Source organism: Piscinibacter sp. XHJ-5, from assembly GCF_029855045.1.
Taxonomy (GTDB): Bacteria; Pseudomonadota; Gammaproteobacteria; order Burkholderiales; family Burkholderiaceae_C; genus Albitalea.
This window is the reverse complement of record NZ_CP123228.1, coordinates 2,857,587-2,883,657: the sequence shown is the minus strand read 5'-3', so window position 1 is coordinate 2,883,657 and position 26,071 is coordinate 2,857,587. Positions and strand designations below refer to the sequence as shown.

22 protein-coding genes are annotated in these 26,071 nt (G+C 69.2%); 7 read left to right on the top strand and 15 right to left on the bottom strand.

The annotated features are described in order from the left end of the window. Nucleotides 1–33 precede the first annotated feature (33 nt). The 5 genes from P7V53_RS13560 to P7V53_RS13540 all read left to right on the top strand — a co-directional run bounded on the left by P7V53_RS13560 (nucleotide 34) and on the right by P7V53_RS13540 (nucleotide 5,457). Entirely contained in the window at nucleotides 34–1,077 is a 1,044-nt protein-coding gene (locus P7V53_RS13560; protein ID WP_280155997.1) for a sugar ABC transporter substrate-binding protein, read from the top strand. 76 nt (nucleotides 1,078–1,153) lie between these two features. Beyond that, nucleotides 1,154–2,113, top strand: a complete 960-nt coding sequence (locus tag P7V53_RS13555; RefSeq protein WP_280155996.1) for an ABC transporter permease — start codon at nucleotides 1,154–1,156, stop codon at nucleotides 2,111–2,113. 53 nt (nucleotides 2,114–2,166) lie between these two features. Further along, nucleotides 2,167–3,681: a sugar ABC transporter ATP-binding protein gene (locus P7V53_RS13550; RefSeq protein ID WP_280155995.1), complete on the top strand. Its 1,515-nt coding sequence runs from the start codon at nucleotides 2,167–2,169 to the stop codon at nucleotides 3,679–3,681. Next, a complete protein-coding gene (locus P7V53_RS13545; protein ID WP_280155994.1) occupies nucleotides 3,678–4,640 on the top strand; it encodes an ABC transporter permease in 963 nt (320 codons plus the stop codon). The genes P7V53_RS13550 and P7V53_RS13545 overlap by 4 nt, the downstream gene beginning before the upstream one ends. Before the next feature lie 124 nt (nucleotides 4,641–4,764). Beyond that, on the top strand, nucleotides 4,765–5,457 hold the full coding sequence (locus P7V53_RS13540) for a FadR/GntR family transcriptional regulator (protein ID WP_280155993.1): 693 nt from the start codon (nucleotides 4,765–4,767) through the stop codon (nucleotides 5,455–5,457). 75 nt (nucleotides 5,458–5,532) lie between these two features. Here P7V53_RS13540 and P7V53_RS13535 read toward each other — a convergent pair whose 3' ends face one another. The 3 genes from P7V53_RS13535 to P7V53_RS13525 form a co-directional block, all read right to left on the bottom strand. Then, nucleotides 5,533–6,600, bottom strand: a complete 1,068-nt coding sequence (locus P7V53_RS13535; RefSeq protein WP_280155992.1) for an ABC transporter permease — start codon at nucleotides 6,598–6,600, stop codon at nucleotides 5,533–5,535. Nucleotides 6,601–6,628: 28 nt separating this feature from the next. Then, nucleotides 6,629–8,140: a sugar ABC transporter ATP-binding protein gene (locus tag P7V53_RS13530; protein ID WP_280155991.1), complete on the bottom strand. Its 1,512-nt coding sequence runs from the start codon at nucleotides 8,138–8,140 to the stop codon at nucleotides 6,629–6,631. 86 nt (nucleotides 8,141–8,226) lie between these two features. Further along, nucleotides 8,227–9,198, bottom strand: a complete 972-nt coding sequence (locus P7V53_RS13525; protein WP_280155990.1) for a sugar-binding protein — start codon at nucleotides 9,196–9,198, stop codon at nucleotides 8,227–8,229. Between the two features lie 207 nt (nucleotides 9,199–9,405). Here P7V53_RS13525 and P7V53_RS13520 point away from each other — a divergent pair, with 207 nt between their 5' ends. After that, nucleotides 9,406–10,404 carry an NAD(P)-dependent oxidoreductase gene (locus P7V53_RS13520; RefSeq protein ID WP_280155989.1) on the top strand — a complete coding sequence of 333 codons (999 nt, stop codon included), beginning with the start codon at nucleotides 9,406–9,408 and terminating at the stop codon, nucleotides 10,402–10,404. Between the two features lie 137 nt (nucleotides 10,405–10,541). Here P7V53_RS13520 and P7V53_RS13515 read toward each other — a convergent pair whose 3' ends face one another. From P7V53_RS13515 to P7V53_RS13470, 10 genes are all read right to left on the bottom strand, one after another. Continuing rightward, nucleotides 10,542–11,504, bottom strand: a complete 963-nt coding sequence (locus P7V53_RS13515; protein ID WP_280155988.1) for an ABC transporter substrate-binding protein — start codon at nucleotides 11,502–11,504, stop codon at nucleotides 10,542–10,544. Between the two features lie 71 nt (nucleotides 11,505–11,575). Next, nucleotides 11,576–12,622 (bottom strand): ABC transporter permease, encoded by a 1,047-nt coding sequence (locus P7V53_RS13510; protein WP_280155987.1) that lies wholly within the window; start codon nucleotides 12,620–12,622, stop codon nucleotides 11,576–11,578. After that, nucleotides 12,603–14,087, bottom strand: a complete 1,485-nt coding sequence (locus P7V53_RS13505) for a sugar ABC transporter ATP-binding protein (RefSeq protein WP_280155986.1) — start codon at nucleotides 14,085–14,087, stop codon at nucleotides 12,603–12,605. Before P7V53_RS13505 ends, P7V53_RS13510 begins: the two co-directional genes overlap by 20 nt. A 19-nt stretch (nucleotides 14,088–14,106) precedes the next feature. Further along, nucleotides 14,107–15,276 (bottom strand): Gfo/Idh/MocA family oxidoreductase, encoded by a 1,170-nt coding sequence (locus P7V53_RS13500; protein WP_280155985.1) that lies wholly within the window; start codon nucleotides 15,274–15,276, stop codon nucleotides 14,107–14,109. Between the two features lie 12 nt (nucleotides 15,277–15,288). Next, nucleotides 15,289–16,353, bottom strand: coding sequence for a sugar phosphate isomerase/epimerase (locus tag P7V53_RS13495; protein ID WP_280155984.1), 1,065 nt, complete (start codon nucleotides 16,351–16,353; stop codon nucleotides 15,289–15,291). Nucleotides 16,354–16,390: 37 nt separating this feature from the next. After that, a complete protein-coding gene (xylA, locus tag P7V53_RS13490; protein ID WP_280155983.1) occupies nucleotides 16,391–17,752 on the bottom strand; it encodes a xylose isomerase in 1,362 nt (453 codons plus the stop codon). Next, the gene (gene xylB / locus P7V53_RS13485; RefSeq protein ID WP_280155982.1) at nucleotides 17,749–19,281 is read right to left on the bottom strand and encodes a xylulokinase; all 1,533 of its coding nucleotides are present in this window, start codon (nucleotides 19,279–19,281) and stop codon (nucleotides 17,749–17,751) included. Before xylB ends, xylA begins: the two co-directional genes overlap by 4 nt. Before the next feature lie 334 nt (nucleotides 19,282–19,615). After that, complete coding sequence (locus P7V53_RS13480; protein WP_280155981.1) at nucleotides 19,616–20,659, bottom strand: ABC transporter permease; 1,044 nt, start codon at nucleotides 20,657–20,659, stop codon at nucleotides 19,616–19,618. Nucleotides 20,660–20,680: 21 nt separating this feature from the next. Then, complete coding sequence (locus P7V53_RS13475; RefSeq protein ID WP_280155980.1) at nucleotides 20,681–21,421, bottom strand: ATP-binding cassette domain-containing protein; 741 nt, start codon at nucleotides 21,419–21,421, stop codon at nucleotides 20,681–20,683. A gap of 93 nt (nucleotides 21,422–21,514) precedes the next feature. Beyond that, a complete protein-coding gene (locus tag P7V53_RS13470) occupies nucleotides 21,515–22,507 on the bottom strand; it encodes a sugar-binding protein (RefSeq protein ID WP_280155979.1) in 993 nt (330 codons plus the stop codon). Between the two features lie 360 nt (nucleotides 22,508–22,867). Here P7V53_RS13470 and P7V53_RS13465 point away from each other — a divergent pair, with 360 nt between their 5' ends. Continuing rightward, the gene (locus P7V53_RS13465; RefSeq protein WP_280155978.1) at nucleotides 22,868–23,902 is read left to right on the top strand and encodes a LacI family DNA-binding transcriptional regulator; all 1,035 of its coding nucleotides are present in this window, start codon (nucleotides 22,868–22,870) and stop codon (nucleotides 23,900–23,902) included. Between the two features lie 19 nt (nucleotides 23,903–23,921). Here the strand turns inward: P7V53_RS13465 and P7V53_RS13460 are convergent, their stop codons facing one another. Together P7V53_RS13460 and P7V53_RS13455 are read right to left on the bottom strand one after the other, a co-directional pair. Then, nucleotides 23,922–24,920: a sugar kinase gene (locus P7V53_RS13460; RefSeq protein WP_280156509.1), complete on the bottom strand. Its 999-nt coding sequence runs from the start codon at nucleotides 24,918–24,920 to the stop codon at nucleotides 23,922–23,924. Between the two features lie 2 nt (nucleotides 24,921–24,922). Beyond that, on the bottom strand, nucleotides 24,923–26,068 hold the full coding sequence (locus tag P7V53_RS13455) for a mannitol dehydrogenase family protein (RefSeq protein ID WP_280155977.1): 1,146 nt from the start codon (nucleotides 26,066–26,068) through the stop codon (nucleotides 24,923–24,925). Nucleotides 26,069–26,071: the final 3 nt, after the last annotated feature.

Below are 26,071 nucleotides of genomic sequence, written 5' to 3'. Positions count from 1 at the left end.
GGCCACCGCCGGGCCCGAACCCAGGAGACCGCCATGACCGACCATCTGTCAGGACCATCGCGCAAGACGCCGCGCCGAGGCTTCATCAAACAGGCCGTGGTGGCCTCCGCCACGCTGGGCGCCGGCGCGGGCGCGCTGCTCGGCGGCGCCGATCCGCAATCGGGCCGGCTCGGCATGGGCGGCGCCGCGGCGGCTGCACCCTCCACGCTGAAGACCGCCTTCATCCAATGGCAGCCGCACACCGTGCCGGCCGCATGGTCCAAGGGCATCGAGGAGGTGCTCAAGAATCAGCCGGGATTCGAGTACAGGCTGCTGGACGGCCAGAACAAGGTCGAGGTCCAGGTGAGCCTGATGGACACCCTGATCAACGAGGCGACCTCGGTCATCTTCCTGCAGCCGATCGACAGCGTTGCGCTCGCACCGTCGATCAACAAGGCCAAGCGCGCCGGCATCTCGGTGATCACGCTGAACATCGATGCAAGCTCGCAGCATGCCGCGCACGTCGAGATGAGCCACTACTACGGCGCGATGGACATCGCGCGGGTCATGGGCGACAAGATGGGCGGCAAGGGCGACGTCGCGATCCTCAACGCGCCGCCCGGCATCGTCATCCGTGACCAGCGCACGAAGGGCTTCGTCGAGGGCATGAAGAAGCACCACCCCGCCATCCGGATCGTCGCCGACCAGGTGGCCGACTGGTCACGCAAGAAGGCTCAGGACGTGCTCGCGACCATCCTCGCCGCGCGGCCGGGCCTGGGCGGCGTCTACGGCGTCAACGACTCGATGGCCCTCGGCGCGATCGACGTCGCGAAGGAGAAGGGCCTGCTCGGCAAGCTGGTCGTCTTCGGCAACGACGGCGAGAAGGACGCGCTCGAGTCGATCGAAAACGGGGAACTCACCGGCACGCAGTACACCGACGTCTACCAGCAGGGCCGCTTCGCCGCTGCGGCGGCGACGATGCTGGCCGCCGGCAACGTGCCCGCGACCGCCGTGAAGGCGAAGGCGCGGCTGCTCATGCCCTACCTGATCGCCACGCGCGACAACGTGCGGCAGATCCAGCCCAGCCAGCGCTGGTGAGACGCCCGACGCCATGGCCCATCGACCGAGGAGGTTCGCCCCTGCCGGGTCCAGCGCGTTGCCGATCTTCTTTGCAGTGACGTTCGCGTTCTTCTGCGCGGTCGCACCGCGTTTCGCATCGGCGAGCAACCTCGAGAACCTGATGGCCGGCTACGCGTTCATCGCCATCGTCGCGATGGGCCAGGCGTTTGCGATCATCGTGCGCGGAATCGACCTTTCGGTCGGGGCGATCGTCGCGCTGGCGGCCATGGTGGCGCTGGATGCGTCGCTGCTGCTGCAGCTGCCCGGCTGGGCGGTGCTGCTCCTGGCGGTCACGGTCGCCACGCTGGCCGGCGCGGTCAACGGCCTGCTCGTCGCCGGCCTGGGCCTGCAGCCCTTCATCGCGACGCTGGCCACGCTCGCGGCCTACCGCGGCCTCGTGTTCGCGATCTCGGGTCGCCAGCTGATGCCCGAGCTGTCGACCACGCCGATCACCGACCCCTGGATCATCGGGCTGGAGACCTTCTTCGACCTCGGCAGCGCGCTGGACCTGCCGGGCGCGCTCTCGCTGCCGGCGATTCCGATGTCGTTCGTCGTGATGCTGGTGCTGCTCGTGCTGTTCCAGACCCTGCTGTCGCGGTCGCGCTTCGGTCATGAGCTGCTCGCGATCGGCGGCAACCCCGAGGCGGCGCGGCTGGCGGGCATCCCGGTCGCGCGTGGCGTCGTGCTGGCCTACACCCTGAGCGGGTTGTGCGCGGGCATCGCGGCGCTGCTGCTGCTGGCTCGCCTGACCACCGCGACGGAGTCGCTGGGCAACGGCCTCGAACTGACGGCGATCGCCGGCGCGGTGATCGGAGGGGTCAGCGTGCGCGGCGGCAGCGGCTCGCTGTGGGGACCCGTGCTCGGCACCTTCCTGCTCGGTGTGGTGCTGCTGGGGCTCACGCTGTACGGCATCTCGCAGTTCGTGCAGCAGATCCTCACCGGCGCGGTCCTGCTCGCGGCGGTGGCGCACGCCCGCTGGCTCGTGCGACGGCATGCCGCGGACCACGCCACCTAGCATGGAACGCGGGCTCGCTCAGGTCGTTCGCCGCTCCCTGCTGCGGGACTGACATGGATGCCGCATCGCCGATCCGCGCCCGTGCCGTCACCAAGACCTACGGCACGCAGACGGTGCTGCAGCCGACCGACTTCACGGTCGCCGCGGGCGAGGTGCGCGCGCTGGTCGGCTCGAACGGCGCGGGCAAGTCGACGCTGCTGAAGATCCTGGCCGGCGCCATCGCGCCCAGCGGCGGGCAGGTGGAGATCTGCGGCGAAGCCGCGCCCCTGGGCAGGCCGACGGAGATGCTGCGGCGCGGCGTCGCGTGCATCTATCAGCACTCGAACCTCGTGCCGCAGATGTCGGTGCTCGACAACCTGTACCTCGGCCGCGTCCCCACCCGCCGACTCGGGCTCCTCGACCGCCGGCGGCTGCGCGACGATGCGCGCGCGCTGCTGGCGCGCCACCACATCGATCTCGACCTCGACGTGCCGGTCGCGGAACTGCCGACCGTGAAGCAGAAGGAAGTCGAGATCCTCAAGGCGCTCGCCCTGGAGGCACGCGTGCTGTTGATGGACGAGCCGACCGGCTGGCTGTCGGTGGCCGACGTCGCGCGACTGCACGCGACGATTCGCCACCTGCGCTCGCGGGGAGTCGCCATCGTCTACACGAGCCACATGCTCGACGAGGTGTTCTCCGTGTGCGACACGGTCACGGTGATGCGTGACGGCCGCGTGGTCGCCGATGCGCCGATCGGGACGATGGACCGGGCGGGCCTGGTGCGCCACATGGTGGGCGACGTTCTCGCACGCGACAGCCGCAGCGGCAGCGCCTGGCCCGCGCCGGCCCAGCGGACAGGCCCGCCGCGGCTGCGCTGCGCCGGCATGTCCCGCCGGGCCCTGTTCCGCGACATCGACCTCGACGTGCACGGCGGAGAGATCGTATGCGTCACCGGTCTGGTCGGCTCGAAGCGGACCGAGCTGATGCGCGCGATCTTCGGCGCCGATCGTCTGGATGCCGGCACGCTCGAGCTCGACGGCCGCCCGGTCGTCCTCCACTCCCCGCGCGAGGCCATCGCGCACGGGATCGGATTCGTCCCCGAGGATCGCCATCGCGAGGGCCTGCTGCTGAACCTGTCGGTGGCCGAAAACCTGGTGCTCGCGACGGTCAACCGCTGCAGCCGCAGCGGCCTGCTCGTCGCGGCGCGCGTGCGCGAGACGGCCCAGCGGTGGATCGCCGCATTGAACGTGCAGCCGCCGGCGCCGAGCCGCCTGGTGCGATCGCTGTCCGGCGGCAACCAGCAGAAGGTGCTGCTCGGAAAGTGGCTGGAGCTGCAGCCGCGGGTGCTCATCCTCGACGAGCCCACGGTCGGTGTGGACGTGGGGGCGAAGGCGGAGATCTACGCCACGCTGCGCGCCGAGCGCACGCGCGGCACCGCGATCCTCGTCGTCTCCTCGGACCTCGAGGAAGTGATGGCGATCGCCGATCGCATCGTCGTGATGGCCGAGGGCCGCATCGTGCGAACCCGCGATGCACGACACACGAGCATTGCCGAACTGGTGGCCGATTTCGGAGCGGCGCCGGCATGAGCGCCATCGCCATGCCCGGCATGCGTGATCCGGTCTGGCGCCGGCGGCTGGCCGCGTCGGCCTTGCCGCTCGCCGCGGCGGCGGCAGTCGCGCTGTTCGCATGGATCCAGCCGGCATTTCTCGGCGCCGACAACCTCGTCGGCATCCTGCGTCAGGTGGCGATCGTCGGGATCATGGCGTCGGCGATGACCTTCGTGATCATGACCGGCGGCATCGACCTGTCGATCGGGCCCGTGCTGGCCCTGTCGGGACTGGTCGCCGTGCTGTCGCTCGACGCGGGGCTCGGGCTGCCGATCGCGCTCGCGCTGTCGCTGGGCCTGGGCCTGGCGATCGGCCTGTGCAGCGGCGGGCTCATTGCGCTGGGCGGACTGCCGCCGATCATCGTCACGCTGGCCATGCTGAGCATCGTGCGCGGCTCGGCGCTGCTCCTGGGTGGGCCGGACTTGCACGCGGTGCGCGGGCAGCCGGCCTTCAGCTTCATCGGCACCGGCAGCATCGCCGGCCTGCCATTCTCGGTGTGGCTGTTCGGCGCCGTGGCGGCCACGCTGGTCTTCGTGCAGCGCCGCAGCGCGCTCGGCCTGAGGGTCACCGCCATCGGCGACAACGAACGCGTCGCGTGGCTCAGCGGCCATCGCACGCGGCAGACGACGATGTCGCTGTACGGCCTGAGTGGCTTGTGCGCCGCCCTTGCCGGCGTGATCCTGGCGTCCCAGGTGCACACCGGCTCGGCGACCTACGGCGAGTTCGGCACCGAGCTCGACGTCATCGCCGCGGTGGTGCTGGGCGGCACCCAGCTCAGCGGCGGGCGCGGATCGGTGGCGCGCACGGTGCTCGGGGTGCTCTTCCTCGGCGCACTCAACAACGCGATGAACATCCTCGACGTTCCGATAGACCTTCAGCTCATCGCCAAGGGTGTGATCATCGCGACCGCGCTCGGCCTGGGACGCCTGCGCTCGTGACGCCGAACCCCTTCCTCTGCCTGCCGCGGGCGCGGCCGGCAAGGTCCGCGGCGATCCGTCCGGCGAAGCACCCGTCCCGCGGCTGTCGCTATCATGGTCAGGCCAATTCGGGGCGCCCATTGCCATGTCAGTTCAGTTCAAGCAAGTCGAACCTCGCCGCCTCTATCAGCAGATCGCGGACCAGATCCGCGAGCTGATTCAGCAGGGCGGCTTCGACGTCGGCACCCGTTTGCCTCCCGAGCGCGATCTGGCACAGCAGCTGGGCGTGTCGCGGCCGTCGCTGCGCGAGGCCCTGATTGCGCTGGACGTCGAAGGCAGCGTCGAGATCCGCAGCGGCTCGGGGGTGTACGTGTGCACGCCGCCCGAGCGGCCGGCGCGCGAGCCGGTAGCGCTGGGCGAGAGTCCGAGCGAGCTCATGCAGGCGCGTGCCGCGCTGGAGGGCTCGGTCGTCGTGCTGGCCTGCGCACGCGTCACCCCGCAAGCGCTCGAGCGCCTGCGCGGCATCGTGAACGACATGCGTGCCGAGGTCACCCGTCGGCGGGCACCGATCGAACCGGACCGGCTGTTCCACCTCACGGTGGCGGAGATGACCGGCAATTCGGTCCTGGTGCGCCTGGTGGGCGACCTGTTCGACGAGCGCCACAGTCCGATCTCCACCAAGCTGCGCTCGCGCTACGAGAACACGCGCACCTGGAACATGGCCGTGAAAGAGCACGAGGCGGTGCTTCGAGCACTGGAGGCACGCGATCCGCTGGCCGCCGAATCGGCGATGCGTTCGCATCTGAAGATGTCCGAGGAGCGGTGGGTCGGCGGCTGACGGATGCGGCCGACGGCGGCATCCTCGTTGCGGGCATCACCGACCACGAACACCGCATCGCTGCCGTCCCTGCGCTCACACGCTCGCGCTGCTGTCGGCCGTCCCGCCGCGTGCAGGCGCGGGGCGGGCGTGCGCTGCCTGGGCCACGGACCGGTTGCGGTAGCGCGTGAACTGCTGATCGGCCAGCACCCCGATCAGGATCACCGAGCCCATCACCGCGAAGTTCAGCGAACTCGGAATGCCCAGCAGGTTGACCAGGTTCTGCAGCACCTGCAGCAGGATGGTGCCGAGCACGACGCCGAGGATGGACCCTTCCCCGCCGCGCAGCGAGAAGCCGCCGAGGACCGCTGCCGCGATCGCGTAGAGCTCGTAGAAGTTGCCGTGCACGGCCGGGGCGATCGAACGCGTGTACATCGCCAGCACGATCGCGGCGAGCGCCGAGAGCCCACAGCAGATCACATAGGCAGCGATGGTGATGCGGCCGGTGGCGATCCCCGAATAGCGGGCCGCCTCCTCGTTCTTGCCGATCGCGAACAGGTAGCGGCCGAGCACCGACCGGTGCAGCACCACGCCGGCGAGCAGCGTGACCACCGCCAGCGCGATCAGCGTGTGCGGCACCGCGATCGTCGGTCCCTCGTGCCCGAACAGCCGCGCGAGCGGCGCGAAGACCTCCGACCGGCCGGCCGTCAGCCACTCCAGCGTGGGAAAGCTGGCGCCGAACCCGAAGCCGACCGTCGCGTCCTCGGTGTAGTAGCGCGCCGTGCCGCGGTAGATCAGCAGCGCGCACAGTGTCACCACGAAAGGCTGCATGCCGACCTTGGCGACCAGCACGCCATGGACCAGACCCATCAGCATGCCCGCGCCGATCACGATCACCACCGCGACCGCCCAGTGCACGTTCATGTTGACGATCAGGTCGATGAACAGCACGCCCAGCAGCGCGACGATCGCACCGACCGACAACTCGATGCCGCCGGTGAGGATCACGAAGGCCTGGGCGACCGCGAGGATGCCGAACAGACCGACCTGGTTCGCCGTGTTCGAGATGTTCCCGGCGAGCAGGAAGCGCGGATTGATGATGGCGACGACCGTGCCGACCACGAGGATCAGCACGAACAGTCCGATGTCCTTCTTGAAGATCACGTTGGCTCCTCGGATGTCGGTCCCGGCTTCAGAGTGTGGCCTCGAGGGCGCCCACGGCCAGCCTGAGGACGTTGTGCTCGCTGAACTCGGCCCGGTCGAGGATGCCGCTGATGCTTCCTTCGTGCATCACCGCGATGCGGTCGCACACGCCGATCACCTCCTCCATGTCGGAGGAGATCATCAGGATGGCCACACCCGCGTCGGCCAGGTCCCGCAACAATCCATAGATGTCGCTCTTGCTGCCGACGTCGATGCCGCGCGTCGGCTCGTCGAGCACGATCACACGCGGGTTCATCGACAGCCACTTGGCCAGCACGACCTTCTGCTGGTTGCCGCCCGACAGCACGCCTGCGGCGGTGCCGACGTCGGGGACGCGGATGCCCAGGCTCTTCTTCTGGCGTTCCGCGTTCAGCCGCTCGGCCGCCACGGCGACCAGCATGCCCGGGGCGTACGACCGCAGGTTGGGCAGCGAGATGTTCTCGGCGACCGACACGTCGAGCAGCAGGCCCGCGCGCTTGCGATCCTCGGGCACCAGATACAGCCCCCGTTCGATCGCCGAGCGCGGGCGGCCCGCCGTGATGGGGGTGCCGGCGACCCGCACCGTGCCCGCGAGAAGCCGGTCGATGCCGAAAAGCGCCCGCGCCAGCTCGGTGCGCCCCGATCCCACGAGGCCCGCGAGTCCCAGGATCTCGCCCTGGCGCACCGTCAGCGTGACCGTCTTGTCGGGGTAGGTTCGGGTGCGCGCATCGACGACCTCGAGCGCCTGCCCCGCCGGGGGGCGCGCAGGCGGCCGGTAGGTCCCCTTCAGCTCGCGCCCGACCATCAGCCGGATCATCGCGGCGTGGCGCACGTGCTCGCGGCTCAGCTCGCCTGCGACAGTGCCGTCGCGCAGCACGATGACGCGGTCCGCGCAGCGCTCCACCTCGCCGAGGCGGTGCGAGATGAAGATGACGCTCACGCCGTCGGCCTTCAGTCCGGCAATGACCCGCAGCAGACGCTCCGTCTCCGTGATGGTGAGGCTCGACGTCGGCTCGTCCATGATCACCAGTCGCGCCTCCAGCGAGAGCGCCTTGACGATCTCCACCAGCTGCCGTTGGGCGAGCGACAGGGTCTCGACCATGGTGTCGGGACCGAAGTCGCAGCCCAGCCGCTCCAGCAGGGGCCGCACGCGCCGCTGCAGTTCCCGCGTGTCGACGAGCTTCAGGAAGCTGCCCTTGAGCATCTCGCGGCCGATGAACACGTTCGCCGCGACATCCAGGTTCTCGAACAGGTTGAGTTCCTGGTGGACGAACGCGATGCCGGTCGCCATCGCGTCGTGCACGGTCAGCGACTGGCGGTCGACGCCGTCGGTGCGGATGACGCCGGCGTCCGGTGCGACCACGCCACCGAGCACCTTCATCAGCGTCGACTTGCCGGCGCCGTTCTCGCCGACCAGGCCGATCACCTCGCCCGGGCAGACGGACAGGCTCACCGCGTTCAGCGCGAGGACCCCCGGATACGTCTTCCGGATGCCGATCAGCTCGAGGAATGGACTGGTCATCTCGATGTCGATCGCCGTGCCGTGCAGGCCTGCGGAACCGCGGCGCGCCGGCAGCGCCGGCGCGCGCGGTTCCGCACCCTGCCGGCCTACTTGCCCATCATCTGCTTCAGGTTCGCGGTGAAGGCGTCGACGTTCGACTTGTCGATCACTTTGCCCGGCACGATGATGATCCCGTCCTTCGGGATGCCGGACTTGTTGCCCTCGAGATAGGCGGCCATCAGCTTCATGCCCTGGTAGCCCCACTCGAACGGCTGCTGCACGACCGTGCCGACGATGCTGCCTTCCTTCACGCCACCCAGGGTGATGGGGTCTTCGTCGAAGCCGATCACCTTGATCTTGCCGAGCTTGCCGGTCTCCTTCAGCACCTCGTAGATGCGCGGCGTGTTGTACGAATAGAAGCCCACGAGGCAGGCGATGTCGGGGTTCGCCGCCAGCGCGTCCTCGACATTGCGCTTGGCGCGGCCCTGGTCGATCTCGTCGCCGCGCACGTCGATCATCTCGACCTTGGAGCCCTTGATCGTTTCCTTCACGCCCTGGATGCGCTCGCGCGCGTTGTCGGCGCCGAGCAGGCCGACGAAGCCGATGCACTTGCCGCCTTGCGGCAGCGCCTTGAGCATCAGCTTGCCCGCGTCCTTGCCGAGGTCGACGTTCGACGAGCCGATGTAGGCCACGCGCTTGGACTGCGCCGCGTCGGAGTCGGTGGTGAAGATCAGCGTCTGTCCGGCGAGCTTGTTGAGGCCGTCGACCTGGTTCTTCGGGTCGACCGCGCTCACCATGATGCCGGCGGCGCCCGCGGCCACCAGGTCCTCCATCAGCCGCTGCTGCGCTGCGGCGGAGGCCTGTTCCGGGTACTTGAACTGCAGGCCGTACTTCGGCAGCTCGCCCTGCGCCTTCTTCACGCCGGCCTCGGCAATCTTCCAGAAGTCGGACGCGCCGTTCACCACGAAGACCAGGTTCTTCTTGCTCTGAGCCGTCGAGACACCCGCAGCGCACAACCCGACGGCCAGGGCGACGATCGTTGTCCTGCGGCTCAGAATCGCTTTCCAAGCGAGTTTCATGGGGCCATCTCCTCGTTCCTGTTACTGCAGGCAACCCGCCTGCGGGGATGTCGGACTGGTCAGACCAGTTTCACACCGGAGGGCCATTTGGCCCGACAAATGAGGTGCGCACCTCAGGGAATCTCCCGAGTGCGCACGGCTGCCTGGGTCAGGCCCAATCGACGTACGGGTTCGGCCTGACCGATAACCGCGTCGGCACCTGTTCTCATGACACCGACACCCTCCCCTCTCATCCTCGTCACCGGCGCCGCCGGCAAGGTCGGTCGCGCCTTCATCGCCCGCCTGCTCGGCGAACAGGCCTTCGCCCACTGGCGGGTGCGCGCGCTGTGCCACCAGAGGCCGCTGCCCGCCCACGAGCGGATCGAGTCGGTGTTCGGCGCCATCCAGGACCGCGCGGCCGTTCTGCAGGCCGTGGCGGGCGTCACCCACGTGCTCCACCTGGCGACCAGCAAGGAGACGCCCGATGACGTGATGGACGTGTCGGTCAAGGGCCTGTTCTGGCTGCTCGAGGCCTGCCGCGCGAGCCCGACCTTCCGGCAGTTCATCCTGATCGGCGGCGATGCGGCGGTCGGGCACTTCCACTACCCGCATCCGGTACCGGTCGTGGAGACCCAGCCGCACAGCGCCTACCCCGGCTGCTATGCGCTGTCGAAGGTGCTCGAGGAGACCATGCTGCAGCAGTACTACGTTCAGTACGGGCTGAACGGCTGCTGCCTGCGCGCGCCCTGGATCCTGGAGAAGGACGACCTGCGCTTTCACCTGAGCTTCGGCCCCGACGTGTTCGGTGCGCCGCGCTGGTGCGACCTGGTCGGGGCCGAGGCCGCGGCCGAGCACGCCCGACGCGGCTCGATTCCGGTGCTGCTCGACCCGGCGGGCGCGGGCCTGCTGCGCAACTTCGTGCATGTCGACGACCTCGTCGGCGCGATCCTCGCCGCGATCGACGAGCCGCGAGCGCGCCACCAGCTGATGAACGTGTGCATGGACGAGCCGGTCGACTACCTGCGCCTGGGCGACTACCTGGCGCGCACCCGCGGCTGCCCGCTGGTGCCGATCCGCGAGCGCTACCACTCGACCTGGCTCGACAACAGCAAGGCGCGCTTCCTGCTGCGCTGGCGGCCGCAGTACGACCTGGAGCGCCTGGTCGATGCGGCGTGGGCGTACGAGCGGGCGCCCGACGATCCCCGCCGCATCTGGTATCCGGGCTGAGAAGCTTGCGCGGCAAGCTCCTCGGCCCGGGCCGGGCCTATGCACGACTCCCCCAAGCCCTCTCCGCGAGGGGGCTGGGGAGCAGTGCGGACAGCGCAGCCGGGAGACTGCGCGGCCAAGCCGCGCAGTCTCCCAACTCAGAACGGCGAGTCCGGGAAGTAGTACTTCTTTGCATTGTCCTTGGTGATCAGGACGGACGGGATGATCGTCTTCTCGGGCAGCGGATCGCCCTTGGCGCGCGCGCGGGCCGTGAGCTTCATCGCATCGGCGATCATGCTCGGCGAGTAGGTCACGTCGGCGGTGACGAGCTTGTCGCCGTCCATCACCTTCTTGATGTACTCCTTGGAGCCTGCGCCGCCGAGCACGAGCTTGACGTCGCTGCGCTTGGCCTGCGCAATCGCCTTCTGCACGCCGACGGCCATGTCGTCGTCCGAGGCCCAGACCGCGTCGATCTGCTTGAAGCGCGTCAGGTAGTCCTGCATCACCTTGAACGCGTCGTCGCGGTTCCAGTTGCCGTGCTTCGCGTCGAGAACCTTGATGCCGGGGTGCTCCTTCATCACGGCATTGAAGGCGTCGACCCGCTCGTTGTCGATGACCGTCGGGATGCCGCGCAGGACGACGACGTTGCCCTTGCCGCCGATCGCCTTCGCGAGGTATTCCCCCGACACCTTGCCGAAGCCGGGGTTGTCGCCCGCGACGTAGGCGTTCTGCGCATTGGGGTCGGTCAGGCCGCGGTCCACCACGGTCACGAACACGCCCTTGTTCTTCACCTGCGCCACCGGCTGCGTCAGCGGCGCCGACTCGAAAGGCAGGATCACGAGCGTGTCGATCTGGTTCACGGTGGCCAGATCCTGCACCTGGTTGGCCTGCTCCGAAGCGGAGCCGGCGGTCTTCACCATCACCTTCAGGCCCGGGATTTCCTTTTCGAGCTCGGCCCCGGCCCGCTTGGCCCAGTACACGACGCCGCCGGTCCATCCGTGCGTCGCGGCCGGGATGGACACGCCCATGACGACCTTCTTCTGGGCCCACGCCGGCTGGGCGGTCAACGAAACCATGGCGGTCAGTGCCAGCGCGGCACCTGTAAAGAGTCTGCGATGCATGTTGTCTCCGGATCTTCAGTTGGACAGGAACTTCTTCGGGGCCGCGAATCGCGCCGCGCTCCCCGGCCGCATCAGCGCCGCCCTCGCTGGAGGAAGGCCACGATGATGATCACCACCCCCTGCACCGCCGCGTTCAGGTACACGCTGATGATGCTGGTCAGGTTCAGGATGTTGCTGATGACGGACAGCAGCACGGCGCCCACGACGGTGCCGAACACGCTGCCGCTGCCGCCCTTGAGCACGGTGCCGCCGACGATCACCGCGGCGATCGCCTCCAGCTCCCACAGGAGGCCCGTGGTCGGCGATGCCGACCCGAGCCGCGGCACGTAAAGCACGGTGGCCACGCCGACGCAGGCGCCGAGCAGAACGTACGAGACGATCTTCACGCGGTCGACCGACACCGCCGCGTACCGCGCGACCTGCTCGTTGCTGCCGATCGCCTGCACGTAGCGACCGTAGCGCGTGCCGTTGAGCAGGAAGCCTCCGGCGAAGGCGACGAACGCGAAGACATAGATCGGCACCGGCAAGCCGAGCAGGCTGCCGTAGTAGACCGGTGCGTAGGTGTCGGCGAGCGTGCCATCGAGGGTGATCGCCCCGCCGTCGGCCAGCCAGGTCAGCACCGCGCGGAAGATGCCCAGGGTGCCGAGCGTGACGATGAAGGGCTCGATGCTGCCCTTGGTGATCAGCAGGCCGTGCGCCAGGCCGAAGAGCACGCCCATCGCGACGGCGGCCGCCAGGCCGGTCAGCACCACGGTCACCGGCGAGCCGAGGTGCGGCGCGAGCGCATTCATCAGCAGGATTTCCGCACCGGCGATCAGCGCCGCCATCGAGCCGACCGACAGGTCGATGCCGCCGCCGATGATCACGAAACACATGCCCACTGCGATGATGCCGATGAACGCCGTGCGGGTGAGCACGTTCATCACGTTGTCCCAGGCGCCGAAATCCGAATTGAGCAGCTGGCCGGCGATGCAGACGAGCACGAGGCCGATCAGCGGCCGCGCGCCGACCAGCTGGCGCCCGAACCGGCGAGCGAGCGGCCGCCTGACCGCGGCGCCGGCATCGACGTCAGGCTCGAGCGGCGAGGCGACGACGGTGTCAATGGGTGCCTGTGACATGCGCGATGAGCTCCTCTTCGGTCAATTGCGCGGCGCTCAGCGTCGCTTGCACGCGCCCGGCCCGCATCACGATCACGCGGTGGCACAAGCCGATCAGCTCGACCAGCTCGGACGAGACGACGACGATGCCGCGGCCTTCGTCCGCGAGGCGGCGGATCAGAAAGTAGATGTCGCGCTTGGCACCGACGTCGACCCCGCGCGTCGGCTCGTCGAGCACGACGACGCGCGGACCCGGCTGCAGCACCTTGGCGATCGCCAGCTTCTGCTGGTTGCCGCCCGACAGGGACGACGCCGGCGCATCGAGGTCGTTGCAGCGGATGCCGAAGTCGGCCACCGCCTGCTGCAGCGCGCGCTGCTCGGAGCCATGGTCGAGCCACGGGCGGGCGTGACGGTCCAGGTCCATCAGCGTGACGTTGTCCAGCAGCGGCAGCCGCACGTGCAGCCCGCGGCCCTTGCGGTCCTCGCTGAGATAGGTCAGGCCGTGCTGCGCCGCCTGCTTCGGCGTGGCAAAGCGCACCGGCACGCCGGCCAGCCGCACCTCCCCGCCGCGGCTGGGCCGCAGCCCGAACAGCCCCTCGAACAGCTCGGTGCGGCCTGCGCCGACCAGCCCGGCGAAGCCGAGGATCTCGCCCGGGCGCAGGTCGAAGCTCACGTCGTGGGCCCAGCCGGGCACCGACAGCCCCTGCACCTCCAGCAATGGCGGGCCGTCCGGCGCCGGGGCCTTGGGCGGGAACATGTCCGACAGCTCGCGGCCGACCATGAGGTTGGCCATCTGATGGCGCGAGACGCTCGACGTCGGCGCGCGCGCGACGAAGCGGCCGTCGCGCATCACGACGACCTCGTCGGTGATGCGCTCGACCTCGTCGAGCTTGTGCGAGATGTAGACGATGGCCACGCCTTGCGCGCGCAGGCGCCGGATGAGTGCGAACAGGCGCTCGGTCTCGGTCGGCGTCAGCGTCGCGGTCGGCTCGTCCATCACCAGCAGCCGCGCGCGTCGCGACACCGCCTTCGCGATCTCCACCAACTGCTTCTCGGCGACGATCAGGTCGCGCGTGCGGGTGTCGGGGTCGAGGGCCAGCCCGATCTGCTGCAACGCCTGCGCGGCCTCGCGGCGCATCGCGGCGTTGTCGAGGCGCCAGCCGCGCACTCGCTCCTGGCCGAGGAACATGTTCTGCGCGACGGTCAGATCGTCGGCCAGGTTGAACTCCTGGTGGATCATCACGATGCCGGCCGCCTCGGCCGCGCGCGAATCCGCGAAGTGCCGAGGCTGTCCGTCGATCAGCAAGTCGCCGCCGCTCATGGTCTCGTAGCCGGCGAGGATCTTCATCAGCGTCGATTTGCCCGCACCGTTCTCGCCCAGCAGGCCGACGACCCGGCCAGGCTCGAGGTCGAAGCTCACGCCATGCAGCACGCGCACGGGCCCGAAGGCCTTCACGATCCCGCGGAAGCTGACCTGGAGTGCCACGGCGCGAGCCTTGCCGGCACTACAGCCGCACCCAGCGGCCGCCTTCGGCCGAGGAGCGCAGCGCAGCCTCGATGAATGCCAGGCCGTCGATGCCGTCGGCCATCGTCGGGAAGTCGACCCCCGCGGGGACCGGCTGGCCGGAGCGCACGGCGCGGATCGCCTGGGCGATCTCGGAATAGATCGTTGCGAAGGCTTCGAGGTAGCCCTCCGGATGGCCCGACGGCAGGCGGGTGACCCGCTGCCCGTCGGACAACGTTGCCGACGTGCCGCGGGCCACCGTGCGCACCGGCTCTCCGAACGGCGAGTACCGCAGCTGGTTCGGGTGCTCCTGCGCCCACTCGAGGCCGCCGCGGCTGCCGTACACGCGCAGCCGCAGCGCGTTCTCGTTGCCGGGCGCCACCTGGCTGGCCCACAGGGCGCCGCGGGCGCCGTTGGCCAGTCGCAGCATCACCTGCACGTTGTCGTCGAGCGCCCGGCCGTCGACGAAGGTGCTGAGCTCGGCTGCGAGCTCGACGGTCTTCAGCCCGGTCACATAGTTCAGCAGGTTGAACGCGTGGGTGCCGATGTCGCCGATGCAGCCGCCGGCGCCGGAGCGCTTCGGGTCGGTGCGCCAGGCCGCCTGCTTCTGACCGGTGGCCTCCAGCCGCTCCGTCAGCCAGTCCTGCGCGTACTCGACCTGGACCACGCGGACATCGCCCAGCGCACCGTCGCGCACCAGCTGGCGCGCATGCCGCACCATGGGGTAGCCGGTGTAGTTGTGCGTCACCGCGAACAGCCTGCCCGTCTCCTGCACGAGAGCATCCAGGCGCTGCGCGTCGGCGAGCGTCGTCGTCACGGGTTTGTCGCAGATGACATGGATGCCCGCGCGCAGGAACGCCTCGGCCGCGGGCGCGTGCTGGTCGTTCGGCGTCACGATGGCCACCACCTCGATGCCGTCGGGACGCGCGGCCTCCTCGCGCGCCATCGTGTGGAAGTCGGGATAGGCGCGCGCCAGGCCGATGGCCTGGGCCGAGCGCAGTGCCTTGCCGGGCTCCGACGACAGCGCGCCGGCGACGAGCTCGTACTGGTCGTCCAGCCGCGCAGCGATGCGGTGCACCGCGCCGATGAACGCGCCCTCGCCCCCGCCGACCATGCCCAGGCGGATCCGCCGGCCGGCACCCGATTCGTCGCGCGATGCTTCGATCGCCATGGCCGGCTCTCCTCAGCGCCCGGCCAGGCCGAGCATGCGATCGATCTGCGCGCGGTCGGTGTGGCCGCCGGCGAAGTCGTCGAACGACTTCTCGGTGACGCGAATCATGTGGCGCTTGATGAACTCGGCGCCCTCGGCGGCGCCCGCCTCGGGATGCTTCAGCGCGCACTCCCACTCGAGCACGGCCCAGCCGTCGTAGCCGTACTGCGCCATCTTCGAGAAGATGGCGCCGAAGTCGACCTGACCGTCGCCGAGAGAACGGAAGCGGCCGGCGCGTTGCACCCACGGCTGGTAGCCCGAGTACACGCCTTGCCGTCCGGTCGGCCGGAACTCGGCGTCCTTGACGTGAAACGCCTTGATGCGCTCGTGATAGATGTCGATGAACTCGAGGTAGTCGAGCTGCTGCAGCAGGAAGTGCGACGGGTCGTAGTTGAGGCAGCAGCGCGGATGCTGGCCGACGCGCTCGAGGAACATCTCGAAGGTCGCGCCGTCGAACAGGTCCTCGCCGGGATGGAGCTCGAAGCAGACATGGCAGCCGGCATCCTCGAACGCGTCGAAGATCGGCCGCCAGCGCTTCGCGAGCTCGTCGAATGCGGCGTCGACGAGCCCGGCGGGCCGCTGCGGCCAGGGGTAGAGGTAGGGCCACGCGAGCGCGCCCGGGAAGCTCACGTTGCTCGTCAGGCCGAGATGGCGGCTGGCCTTCGCCGACAGCAGCATCTGCTGCACGGCCCAGCGCTGGCGTTCGGCGGCATTGCCGCGCACGGCGGCCGGCGCGAATGCGTCGAAGGCTTCGTCGTAGGCGGGATGCACCGCCACCAGCTGGCCCTGCAGGTGCGTCCCCAGCTCGGTGACCTCGACGCCGTTCGCCTTCGCGATGCCCTTGATCTCGTCGCAGTAGGTTCGCGACTCCGCGGCGCGCTGCAGGTCGAACAGCCGCGCGTCCCATGACGGGATCTGCACGCCCCGGAAGCCGAGCTGGCCCGCCCAGCGCGTGATCGCGTCCCAGGAGCTGAACGGTGCGTCATCGCCCGCGAACTGGGCGAGGTAGATGCCCGGTCCCTTGAGGTTGCTGGCCATGAGGTTCTCCTTCGTGGTGCCTGGTTGGAGGCGGGGGTCAGAGGTAGCTCGCGACCAGATGCTCCAGCCGCTCCTGCCGCGACGAACGCGGCTGCGGCTCGATGCCGCGGCGCTCGACGTCGCGCGCCAGCTCCTCGAGGGACACGCCGCCGTCGAGGATCGCTCTCCCGCGCTCGCCGTCCCAGCCGGCGTAGCGCGCGTCGATGTGCCGCTGCAGCGCGCCGTCGATGACCATCTTCTCGGCGATCAGCAGCGCGCGCGCGCAGACGTCCATCGCGCCGGCGTGTGCCCACACGAGATCGTCGGGTTCGATCGACTGGCGACGCAGCTTGGCGTCGAAGTTCAGCCCGCCGGCGCCGATGCCGCCTCCACGCAGCACGTGGTACAGCGCGAGCGCGACCTGCTGCACGTTGTGCGGGAACTGGTCGGTGTCCCAGCCGAGCATCTCGTCGCCGCGGTTCATGTCCAGCGAACCGAAGATGCCGAGCGCCTGGGCCAGCACGATCTCGTGCTCGTAGGTGTGACCTGCGAGCAGCGCGTGGTTCTGCTCGATGTTCACCTTCACCTCGTGCTCGAGGCCGTAGGTGCGCAGGAAGCCGTGCACCGCGGCAACGTCGAAGTCGTACTGGTGCTTGGTCGGCTCCGCCGGCTTGGGCTCGATGAGGATCTGGCCCTTGAAGCCGATCCGATGCTTGTGGTCCACGACCATCGACAGGAAGCGCCCCATCTGCGCGAGCTCCCGCTTCAGGTCGGTGTTGAGCAGGGTCTCGTAGCCTTCGCGGCCGCCCCAGAGCACGTAGTTCGCGCCGCCCAGTCGATGCGTCACCTCGAGCACGTTGCGCACCTGGGCTGCGGCGTACGCGAAGACTTCGGGATCGGGATTCGTGGCGGCGCCCGCCATGTAGCGCGGATGCGAGAACAGGTTGGCCGTGCCCCACAGCAGCTTGACGCCGGTGTCGGCCATCTTGCGCTCGAAGACATCGGCGACGCGGCGCACGTTGTCGTTCGACTCGGCCAGCGTGCGGCCCTCGGGGGCGATGTCGCGGTCGTGGAAGGTGAAGAACGGCACGTCCAGCACCTGAAAGAGCTCGAAGGCGACGTCGGCCTTGTGCAGCGCCTGCTCCATCGGGCTTCCGCCGGCGTGCCATGGCCGCGCGAACGTGGCGTCGCCGAACGGGTCGGTGCCGGTGCCGACGAAGCTGTGCCAGTAGCAGGCCGCGAAGCGCAGCTGGTCCTCCATGCGGCGGCCGAGCACCATCCGGTCCTTGTCGTACCAGCGGTAGGCGAAGGGCTCGTCATCGCTCGACGTGAAGCCGTCGCCGCGGAAGCGCAGCGCCTTCGAGAAAGAGAAATAGGGACCGTGGGGTCCGGTGTGCAGAGCAGAGGATGTCGCAGTCATGGCACGGAGTCCGAAGCTGTGAAGGCAGGTGAAGAAGAGCCGGGAACCCGGCGCGCGAGGGCATAGAGCTGTGACCACCCCGCGCTCGATTCGTCATAGCGCTGAACGAGCGCAGGCCGGGGCTCGAAGACGCGGCTGGCGGGCTGCCGCGGAAAGTCGCTGCGGCCGGTGAGCGCCGCCTGCGCGAGCCGCGCGGCGCCCAGCGCGGGGCCGTGCGATGCGTCGTCGATGCGGCGCAGCGGGATGTTGAGCATGCTCGCCAGCAGATCGCACCACAGGTTCGAGCGTGCACCGCCGCCGATCACGTCCGCGATCTCGATGTGCGTGCCGGCGCCGGCGAGCGCGTCGCGCGCATCGCGAAAGGCATGGGCAACGCCCTCGAGCACGGCCTGCGTCATCTGCTGGCGGGACGTCCCGGCGGCGAGATTCAGGAAGGCGCCGCGGACCGTGGCGTCGTTGTGCGGCGTGCGCTCGCCGCTCAGATACGGGAGGAACCGGCACGGCGCAGGCGCGTCCACCTGCGCGGGCAGCTCGGCGAGGAGTCGGTGCTCGTCGCTGCCCGTGCACGCGGCCCACCAGCTGAGCGAGGCCGCGGCGCTGAGCAGCACGCCCATCTGGTGCCAGGTCCGGGGCACCGAGTGGCAGAAGGCATGCACGCCGCGGTCGGGCGCCGGGGCATGGTGCGCGGTGGTCACCCACAACACGCCTGACGTGCCGAGCGAGAGGAAGGCATCACCCGGATTCACGGCCCCCAGCGCCACCGCGCCGGCCGCGTTGTCGCCGGCGCCGCCGGCGATGATGGGCGGTTGCGCGAAGCCCCAGCGCTTGACCCAGGGCGCGCGCAACTCTCCGGCCCGCATCGTGCCTTCGACCAGGCGCGGCATCTGCGACTCGTCGAGGCCGCACGCCGCCAGCATGTCGGCGGACCAGCGCCGCGCCGCCACGTCGAGCCACAGGGTGCCCGACGCATCGGACATGTCCTCGATCGCCTCGCCGCACAGCCGCCAGCGCAGCCATGCCTTGGGCAGCAGCACGAGGCGCGTGCGCGCAAACACCTCCGGCTCGTGCCGACGGACCCACAGCAGCTTCGGCGCGGTGAAGCCCGGCATCGCGGCGTTGCCGGTGATCGCGCGCAAGGCTGGCACTGCGGCCTCGAGCTCGGCGCATTGTGGCGCGCTGCGACCGTCGTCCCAGAGGATGCAGGGACGCAGCACCTCGCCCTCTTCATCGAGCAGCGTGGCGCCGTGCATGTGGCCCGCGAGCCCGATGGCGCGCACCGCGCTCAAGGTCGCCGGGCGCTCGGCCGCCAGCGCATCGAGGCAGGCGCATGTCGCGGTCCACCAGTCCTCGGGTGCCTGCTCGGACCAGCCGGGCTGCGGGCGGCTCACCGCCAGGGGCGCGTGCGCGGTGCCCAGCACACGATCGCCGTCGAGCAGCAACGCCTTCACCGCGGAGGTGCCGACGTCGATGCCCAGCGTCGGACCGGTGTGCGCGGAATGCCCGGCACTCGGAGGGGTCGTGGAAGACATGTGGTGTGCGCGATGCGGCCGCCGGGTGTGATGGCGGCCCGGACGAGATGATGAGGTACGTACCTCATTCCGGATCTGATGGTTTTCCCCAGCCATCCGCGAGAACCCATGGGAAAGCCGATGCCCTCCCCTGAGGTCCGCTACTCGCCTGGTTACCCTCGAATGCCGGCAGAAAAAAGAAGGCCCGCCACAGGGCGGGCCTTTGAAAGACACCGGCCGGGCCTTCCCTACCCCACGCCCCGCCGCTCGAGGCGAGCCGCCAGTCGCTCCAATGGACGGGGATGGCCGGTATCCACGAGATCCCGCTGCACGTGTCGCGTGCGTGCGGCGGGGGTCACTCGTTGGCGCTGCGCGAGCGCAGGCGGTCGAACAGGACCGCGATGACGATGAAGCTGCCCACGAAGGTGCCCTGCCAGAACGTGCTGACGCCCAGCAGCGTGAGGCTGTTGCGGATCACCTCGATCAGCGCGGCGCCGATCACCCCGCCCAGCGCGGTGCCGATGCCGCCGGAAAGGTTGGCTCCGCCGATCACCGACGCGGCAATGACGGTGAGTTCCATGCCCTGCCCCAGGCCGGTCGTGATGGTGCCGAGCCAGCCGACCTCGAGAATGCCTGCCAGCCCGGCGCACAGCGCGCAGAACACGTACACGCTGACCTTCATCGCCTTGACGGGCACCCCGTTCACGACGGCCGCGCGCTCGTTGCCGCCGATGGCGAAGAGGTAGCGTCCCCATCGCGTCCAGCGAAACACCAGGCTGGCGAACACGAGCAGGACCAGCAGGAAGATGAGCGGGTTGGGTATCCGAATGGGGTCGACGAACGGGAGGGCGAGCTCCACGAAGCCGCCGCCCAGCGCCAGCAGCGCCGGCTGGTCCGGGCCGAACGAGTAGACCATGCGGTTGTCCGACAGCACCATCGCGAGGCTGCGTGCGATCGACAGCATGCCGAGCGTGACGACGAAGGGCGGGACGCCGACATAGGCGATCAGCACGCCGTTGAAGGCGCCGACCGCAAGCGAGGCTCCCAGAGCAAGCGGCACGGCCAGCCAGATCGACATGCCGGCATTCATCGTCATGCCGATCACCATGCCGGACAGCACCAGCACCGCGCCGACGGACAGGTCGATGCCGCCGGTGACGATGACAGCGGTCATGCCGATCGCGATGATCGCGACGAACGCAAAGTTGCGCGCGACGTTGAACAGGTTCTGCTGCGTGGCGAACACATCGCTGGCGAGCGTCAGCGCGACAAAGGCGATCACGGCGGCCATGGAGACCCAGAAGGTCTGCTGGCCGACCATCCATGAAAACCAGTGGTGATGGGTCCGCTTGCCGATCGCCTGTTCGAGACTGACTTCCATGGGGAGGGATTTGGTCATGGCACGCACGAAGAGTGTCGGTCAGGCGGTCGCGATCGCACCGGTGATGAGGCCTGTCACCTCCTCGGGCGAGCTCTCGGCGACGGGCTTGTCGGCCACCTTCTCGCCGCGCCGCAGCACGACCACGCGGTCGGCCACCGAGAAGACATCGGGCATGCGGTGGCTGATCAGCACCACCGCGATCTGGTGGTCGCGCAGGCGACGGATGAGGCTCAGCACTTCGGCGACCTGGCGCACGCTGATCGCTGCGGTCGGCTCGTCCATCAGGACGATCTTCGGATCCGACAGCCGCGTGCGCGCGATCGCGACGGCCTGGCGCTGGCCGCCCGACATGCGGCGCACCAGGTCGCGGGGCCGCGTCTCCGACTTGAGCTCGGCGAACAGCTCGCCGGCGCGCTGGAACATCGTGCGGTAGTCGAGCCAGCGCAGCGGTCCGAATCCGCGCATGAGCTCGCGGCCGAGGAACACGTTCTCCGCCGCGCTGAGGTTGTCGCATAGCGCGAGATCCTGGTAGACGATCTCGACCCCCTGGCCGCGCGCGTCCGACGGCTTGTGGAAGTGGACGGGCCGGCCCAGCATCGTCATGGTGCCGGCGCTGGGCGGGAAATTGCCCGCAATGATCTTGACCAGCGTGGACTTGCCCGCGCCGTTGTCCCCCATCAACCCGACGACCTCGCCGGCCCGAAGGGTCAGCGAGACGTCGGTCAGCGCTCGGATCGCGCCGAAGTGCTTCGAGACGCTCGAAAGTTCCAGGATCGCCATGCTGCGCCGGATTCCTCGTTCAATTGCGCCCAGGGGCGGCGAGCGGCGCCCTGGGCGAGCCTCCCCGCCCGTATCAGATCAGGCCGGTCGGTATCACTTCGCCGGGCACTTGCCCAGGTTGGCCGGCGTGCACTCGTCCAGTCCCGTGTACAGCGGATCCGGCACGTTCTTGCCGCTGATGAGGTCGATCAGCACGGCCGGTGCGCGGTGTCCCATCTCGAACGGCCGCTGGCCGATCTGGGCATGGCTGCGTCCCGCCTTCAGTGCATCGAGCTGCGGCGGCAGCGTGTCGCCGGCGATGATGATCAGGTCCTTGGACTTGAGCTTGGCCATCACCTGGTCGGTGACCTGGGCGTAGGCCTGCGGCCCGAACTGCGCCCAGCCGCCCACCAGGATGAACGCATCGAGCTTCGGGTTCTTGGTGAACACGTCGGCCATCTGCTGGTTGGCCAGGTCGATCTGGTCGTTCGTGAACAGCGGGCAGCCCGCCACTTCGGTCCAGCCGCCATCGCCCTTCAGCTTGTCGACGCCCTTCTTGCCGCCGATGGTGTCGCGAAAGCCCGCGGCACGCGCGTTGATGTTGTCGGCCGCGACGTTGCCCAGCTGCAGGCATACGCTGCCGCCCTTCGGCTTGAGCTCCTTCAGGTGCTTGGCCATCAGCACGCCCATGTCGTAGTTGTTGGTGCCGAGGTAGGTCTTGCGCAGCGAGCGGTCGGCCGCAGCCAGGTCCGCGTCGATCGTCATGATCGGCATCTTCGGCTGCTTGGCCTTCAGCATGTTGGCCATGGCCGGCGCATTGGACGGCGAGATCGCGATGCCTGCCACGCCCTTGTTGATGAGATCCTCGACGATCTGCACCTCGCCCGCCTCGTCGGCGCTCGAGGCCGGGCCGGTGTAGAGGCAGGTGTACTCGGACTGGGGGTTCTCCTTGTTCCAGCGCGCACAGCCGTCGCCGAGGACCGTGAAGAACGGGTTGTCCAGGCCCTTGACCACCACCGCCAGCGTCTTCTTCTGTGCCCAGACCGGGCTTGCAGCGAGAAGCGCAGCCAGTGCCACACCCGCCATCTTCAGCATTGCCTTGTTCATATCGATGCTCCTGTTCGTCGTCGCGCCAGTGCGCCTTGCCTATGGTTGCCGTCGACTGCTGAACTGCTCTGCCGCGACCCTCAATGGCTGTCGCGGGGCTTCGACCCATGTCGGCTCGGCGACTTGCCTTCTTTCTCGCCGCGGCCGGACGTCGATGAAACGGCAGCGTGGCCACCACCTCATCGCGCCGAGGCATTGTGAGGTTCGCACCTCATCGTGGCGCTGGGGGTTTCCCCGAGGGTCGTGTTTGCCCGAGGGAAGGACAACCGTCGTCGTCCTCGCAACACGAGGGCAGCGTCGCCGTCGGTCGCCACCCGGTCGAGGCATGAGGACCGCACCTCATTGGGTATGATGGGAGGCATGCCTGATCCCGTTCGTACCAGCTTGCATGACGTCGCGCGCGCCGCCGGCGTGAGCCTCGCCACCGTGGATCGTGTGCTGCATGGCCGAGCAGGCGTTCGAGCACGCACCGTGGAACACGTACAGGCCGTGGTGGAGCGCCTGGGCTACCGGCCCGATCCGGCCGCCGCGCGCCTTGCGCGCAAGAGCCGCGCCCGGCTGGTGTTCGTTCTTCCATCGGGCACGAATACCTTCGTCGACATGATCGACAGTCAGGTGCACGCGCTGACGCCCTGGCTGGCCGAGCAGCGCGCCGCTGCGTCGATCCAGCGTGCGGATGTCTTTTCGCCCGAGGCGCTTGCGCTTCATCTCGGCGGCCTGCGCGGTCGCTGCGACGCGGTGGTGGTGATGGGTCTGGACCATCCGCTGGTGCGGGCGGCGATCGATGAGCTCGTCGCTCACGGCGTCGTCGTCGTCACGCTGGTCTCCGACGTGCCCGGCTCGCAGCGCAGCCGCTTCGTCGGCATCGACAACGTCACCGCCGGCCGCACCGCCGCCTCCCTGCTCGGCCGCTTCGTCGGGCCGAGACCCGGCAGCGTCGCCATCGTCATGGGAAGCCGGGCCTTGCGCGACCACGCCGAACGGCTCTTCGGGTTCGAGCGCGTCATGGCCGCCGAGTACGGCCACCTGCGCGTGCTGCCCGCCATCGAAGGCCACGATTCGTCGGAGCGCACAGAGCCGCTGGTGAACAAGCTGCTGCAACGCGAAGCCGAACTCGTGGGGCTGTACAGCATCGGCGCCGGCAACCGCGGCATCCAGGCCGCGCTCGAGCGCAGCGGCCGCGCGTCACGCATCGTCTGGATATGCCATGAGCTCACGCCCCACGCGCGCAAGGCCCTGCTCTCCGGCGTGGCCGACGCCGTCATCAACCAGGACGCCGGCCACGAAGTGCGCTCGGCGTGCCGCCTCGCGCTGGCCGCGCTGTCCGGCGAACGCGTTCTGCCCGACCAGGAACGCATCCGCCTGGACATCTTCCTGCGCGACAACATGCCCTGACCGAAGCGCGGCCCGATGCTCAGGAAGACGCGTGCCATTCGAGTGAACTTTCCGGCGAGGGCTGCGCACCGGCGCGGTCCATCGCCTCCGACAGTTGCCTCCAGGTCGGCAGCCCGTCGCAATCGCCCGGAAACTGAACCACGCGCGCGCCGATGGCGTTGCCGCGGCGGGCCGCCTGCTCGGTCGACAACCCCTGCAGAAGTGCACTGATCACGCCCACCGCGAAACCGTCGCCGGCGCCGACGGTGTCGACCACCTTCGGGACACGCCATCCCGGCACCATGCCCCGGCCGCCCGCATCCGCATGGAAGGCACCGCGTGCGCCCAGCTTGATCAGGACACGGCTCGCGCCGCGCTCGAGGTAGAAGTCCGCGATGCCCTCCTCGCCATCGCGCCCCGTGAGCAGCCGCCCCTCGGACAGGCCGGGCATCACCACATCGGCATGGGAGGCCAGCGCGTTCAGGCACTCCACCATGGCGTGCTGCGAGGGCCACAGGGCCGGACGCAGGTTCGGGTCGAAGGAAACGCTGCGACCACCGGCGCGCGCTTGCTGCGCCATGTCGAACACGAGTTCCCGCACGGCGGGGCCGAGGGCCGGACATATGCCGGTGAGGTGCAGGTGTCGCGATCCGGTGCAGTAGGCGACGGGGTTGTCCATGCAACTCAGGCGGCTCGCTGCCGAGCCACGCCGGAAGTACTCGATGCGCGGATCGACGCCGTCGGTCTCGAGCGACTTGAGCATGAAGCCTGTGGCGTGATGGTCGTCGATGCCAACCTGCGATCGATCGATCCCCTCCGATGCCAGAAAGGACAGCAGGTGGTCGCCGAAGCTGTCCTTCCCGACCTTGCTGACGTATCCCACCTTGAAGCCGAGACGACTCAATCCCACCGCCACATTGAGCTCGGCGCCGGCCGTTGCCCGCCGGAAGTGCTGAACCTCCGACAAGGCGCCAGGTTGCGTGGCGCTGAACAAGACCATGGCCTCTCCCACGGTCACGACGTCCAGCGCGGTCGTCATGGTCACGTCGACCCTCCGGTGTTCGCCAGCGCATTGCGCAACCGCGATTGCGCGACTCCGCACTGCAGTTCCCCGGCCAGCGCCACCACGGGCGCGAAGCGGCGCTGCTTCTTCTGCGCATGGTTCTGCGCGATGTCCGAGAGGCGATGCTCGAGGAAGGGATTCAGCAGCCGCTCGCGCACCTGTTCCAGGTATGCCTCGGCTTGCCTGCGCTGCCCCAGGGCGGCGAACACCGGCAGCACTTCCTCGTCCCACAGCGATTCGAGCTGCGGGCGCAAGACGGCGTCGTTCATTGCCATGCGGACCGTTTCATCCTGAGCGCGTCGGTCCATCAGCCAGCGTTCAGCCAGAAAGCTGTGGCCGCCATTCAGCAGGAACAGCTTCAGGCGCTCGTGGCGCTGGAGGTCATTGGTCAGCAGGATGTCCTCGTGGGCGCACGGCAGCACCAGGCCGGGCTGACGTTCGACGGCCCACAGGGCATAGGGCTCGGCCACTGCGCCGACCGGGTGCAAGGCCTCGGACACGATGCGGTCCACCAGCGAGTTGGCCCAGAGGCAATGCCGGCCCAGCCAGACGATGAATTCGGCCTCGAGCTGCCACTGGGCGGCCAATCCCCGCACGAGGTCGCGCAGCACATCGCCGTTGCGCTCGATGAGCTCGCAAGGAAAGATCGACAGCTCGGCGCCAGGCAGCTCCCGCCAGCGATGGTGCAGCAGGACCAGCAGCTTGGCCGGGAAGCTGTGCGGCACCTGCAGCGGGTCCTGCATCAGCGCCGCGCTGTCCCGCTCGTCGAGCTGGTAGCCGCGGTCGGCCGTGTTCGACACGATCACGCGGACGTCGGTGGCCATGGCCTCGCGCAGCGCAGGCCAGTCGGTGTCGGCCTGCCAGGCCTGGCGGACGGCGTGGCAGGTGAGCGTCTCGTCGACGACCTGGCCGCGTCGCAGGCCGCGGATGCGGACCGGGTACCCGCCGCCGGCCGCAAGCGCGGCGACCCGCTGGGCGCTGGCGGGGTTGCGGGTGGTCTGCACCACCGTCACGCCACCCAGCGCCTGGCCCGCCTTGCCGCGATCCAGCGCCTGGGACACGAAGAGGTCGACATGCGCCTGAAGGAATCGGCTGGTGCCGAACTGGAGGATCGGTTCGCTCATGTC

Coding starts and splice junctions, on each gene's coding strand:
- P7V53_RS13480 (WP_280155981.1), bottom strand. CDS start 20,659: ATGACCAAATCCCTCCCCATGGAAGTCAGTCTCGAACAGGCGATCGGC.
- P7V53_RS13475 (WP_280155980.1), bottom strand. CDS start 21,421: ATGGCGATCCTGGAACTTTCGAGCGTCTCGAAGCACTTCGGCGCGATC.
- P7V53_RS13540 (WP_280155993.1), top strand. CDS start 4,765: ATGTCAGTTCAGTTCAAGCAAGTCGAACCTCGCCGCCTCTATCAGCAG.
- P7V53_RS13460 (WP_280156509.1), bottom strand. CDS start 24,920: ATGACGACCGCGCTGGACGTCGTGACCGTGGGAGAGGCCATGGTCTTG.
- P7V53_RS13530 (WP_280155991.1), bottom strand. CDS start 8,140: ATGACCAGTCCATTCCTCGAGCTGATCGGCATCCGGAAGACGTATCCG.
- P7V53_RS13525 (WP_280155990.1), bottom strand. CDS start 9,198: ATGAAACTCGCTTGGAAAGCGATTCTGAGCCGCAGGACAACGATCGTC.
- P7V53_RS13515 (WP_280155988.1), bottom strand. CDS start 11,504: ATGCATCGCAGACTCTTTACAGGTGCCGCGCTGGCACTGACCGCCATG.
- P7V53_RS13520 (WP_280155989.1), top strand. CDS start 9,406: ATGACACCGACACCCTCCCCTCTCATCCTCGTCACCGGCGCCGCCGGC.
- P7V53_RS13545 (WP_280155994.1), top strand. CDS start 3,678: ATGAGCGCCATCGCCATGCCCGGCATGCGTGATCCGGTCTGGCGCCGG.
- P7V53_RS13560 (WP_280155997.1), top strand. CDS start 34: ATGACCGACCATCTGTCAGGACCATCGCGCAAGACGCCGCGCCGAGGC.
- P7V53_RS13470 (WP_280155979.1), bottom strand. CDS start 22,507: ATGAACAAGGCAATGCTGAAGATGGCGGGTGTGGCACTGGCTGCGCTT.
- P7V53_RS13510 (WP_280155987.1), bottom strand. CDS start 12,622: ATGTCACAGGCACCCATTGACACCGTCGTCGCCTCGCCGCTCGAGCCT.
- P7V53_RS13495 (WP_280155984.1), bottom strand. CDS start 16,353: ATGGCCAGCAACCTCAAGGGACCGGGCATCTACCTCGCCCAGTTCGCG.
- P7V53_RS13500 (WP_280155985.1), bottom strand. CDS start 15,276: ATGGCGATCGAAGCATCGCGCGACGAATCGGGTGCCGGCCGGCGGATC.
- P7V53_RS13455 (WP_280155977.1), bottom strand. CDS start 26,068: ATGAGCGAACCGATCCTCCAGTTCGGCACCAGCCGATTCCTTCAGGCG.
- xylA (WP_280155983.1), bottom strand. CDS start 17,752: ATGACTGCGACATCCTCTGCTCTGCACACCGGACCCCACGGTCCCTAT.
- P7V53_RS13550 (WP_280155995.1), top strand. CDS start 2,167: ATGGATGCCGCATCGCCGATCCGCGCCCGTGCCGTCACCAAGACCTAC.
- P7V53_RS13465 (WP_280155978.1), top strand. CDS start 22,868: ATGCCTGATCCCGTTCGTACCAGCTTGCATGACGTCGCGCGCGCCGCC.
- xylB (WP_280155982.1), bottom strand. CDS start 19,281: ATGTCTTCCACGACCCCTCCGAGTGCCGGGCATTCCGCGCACACCGGT.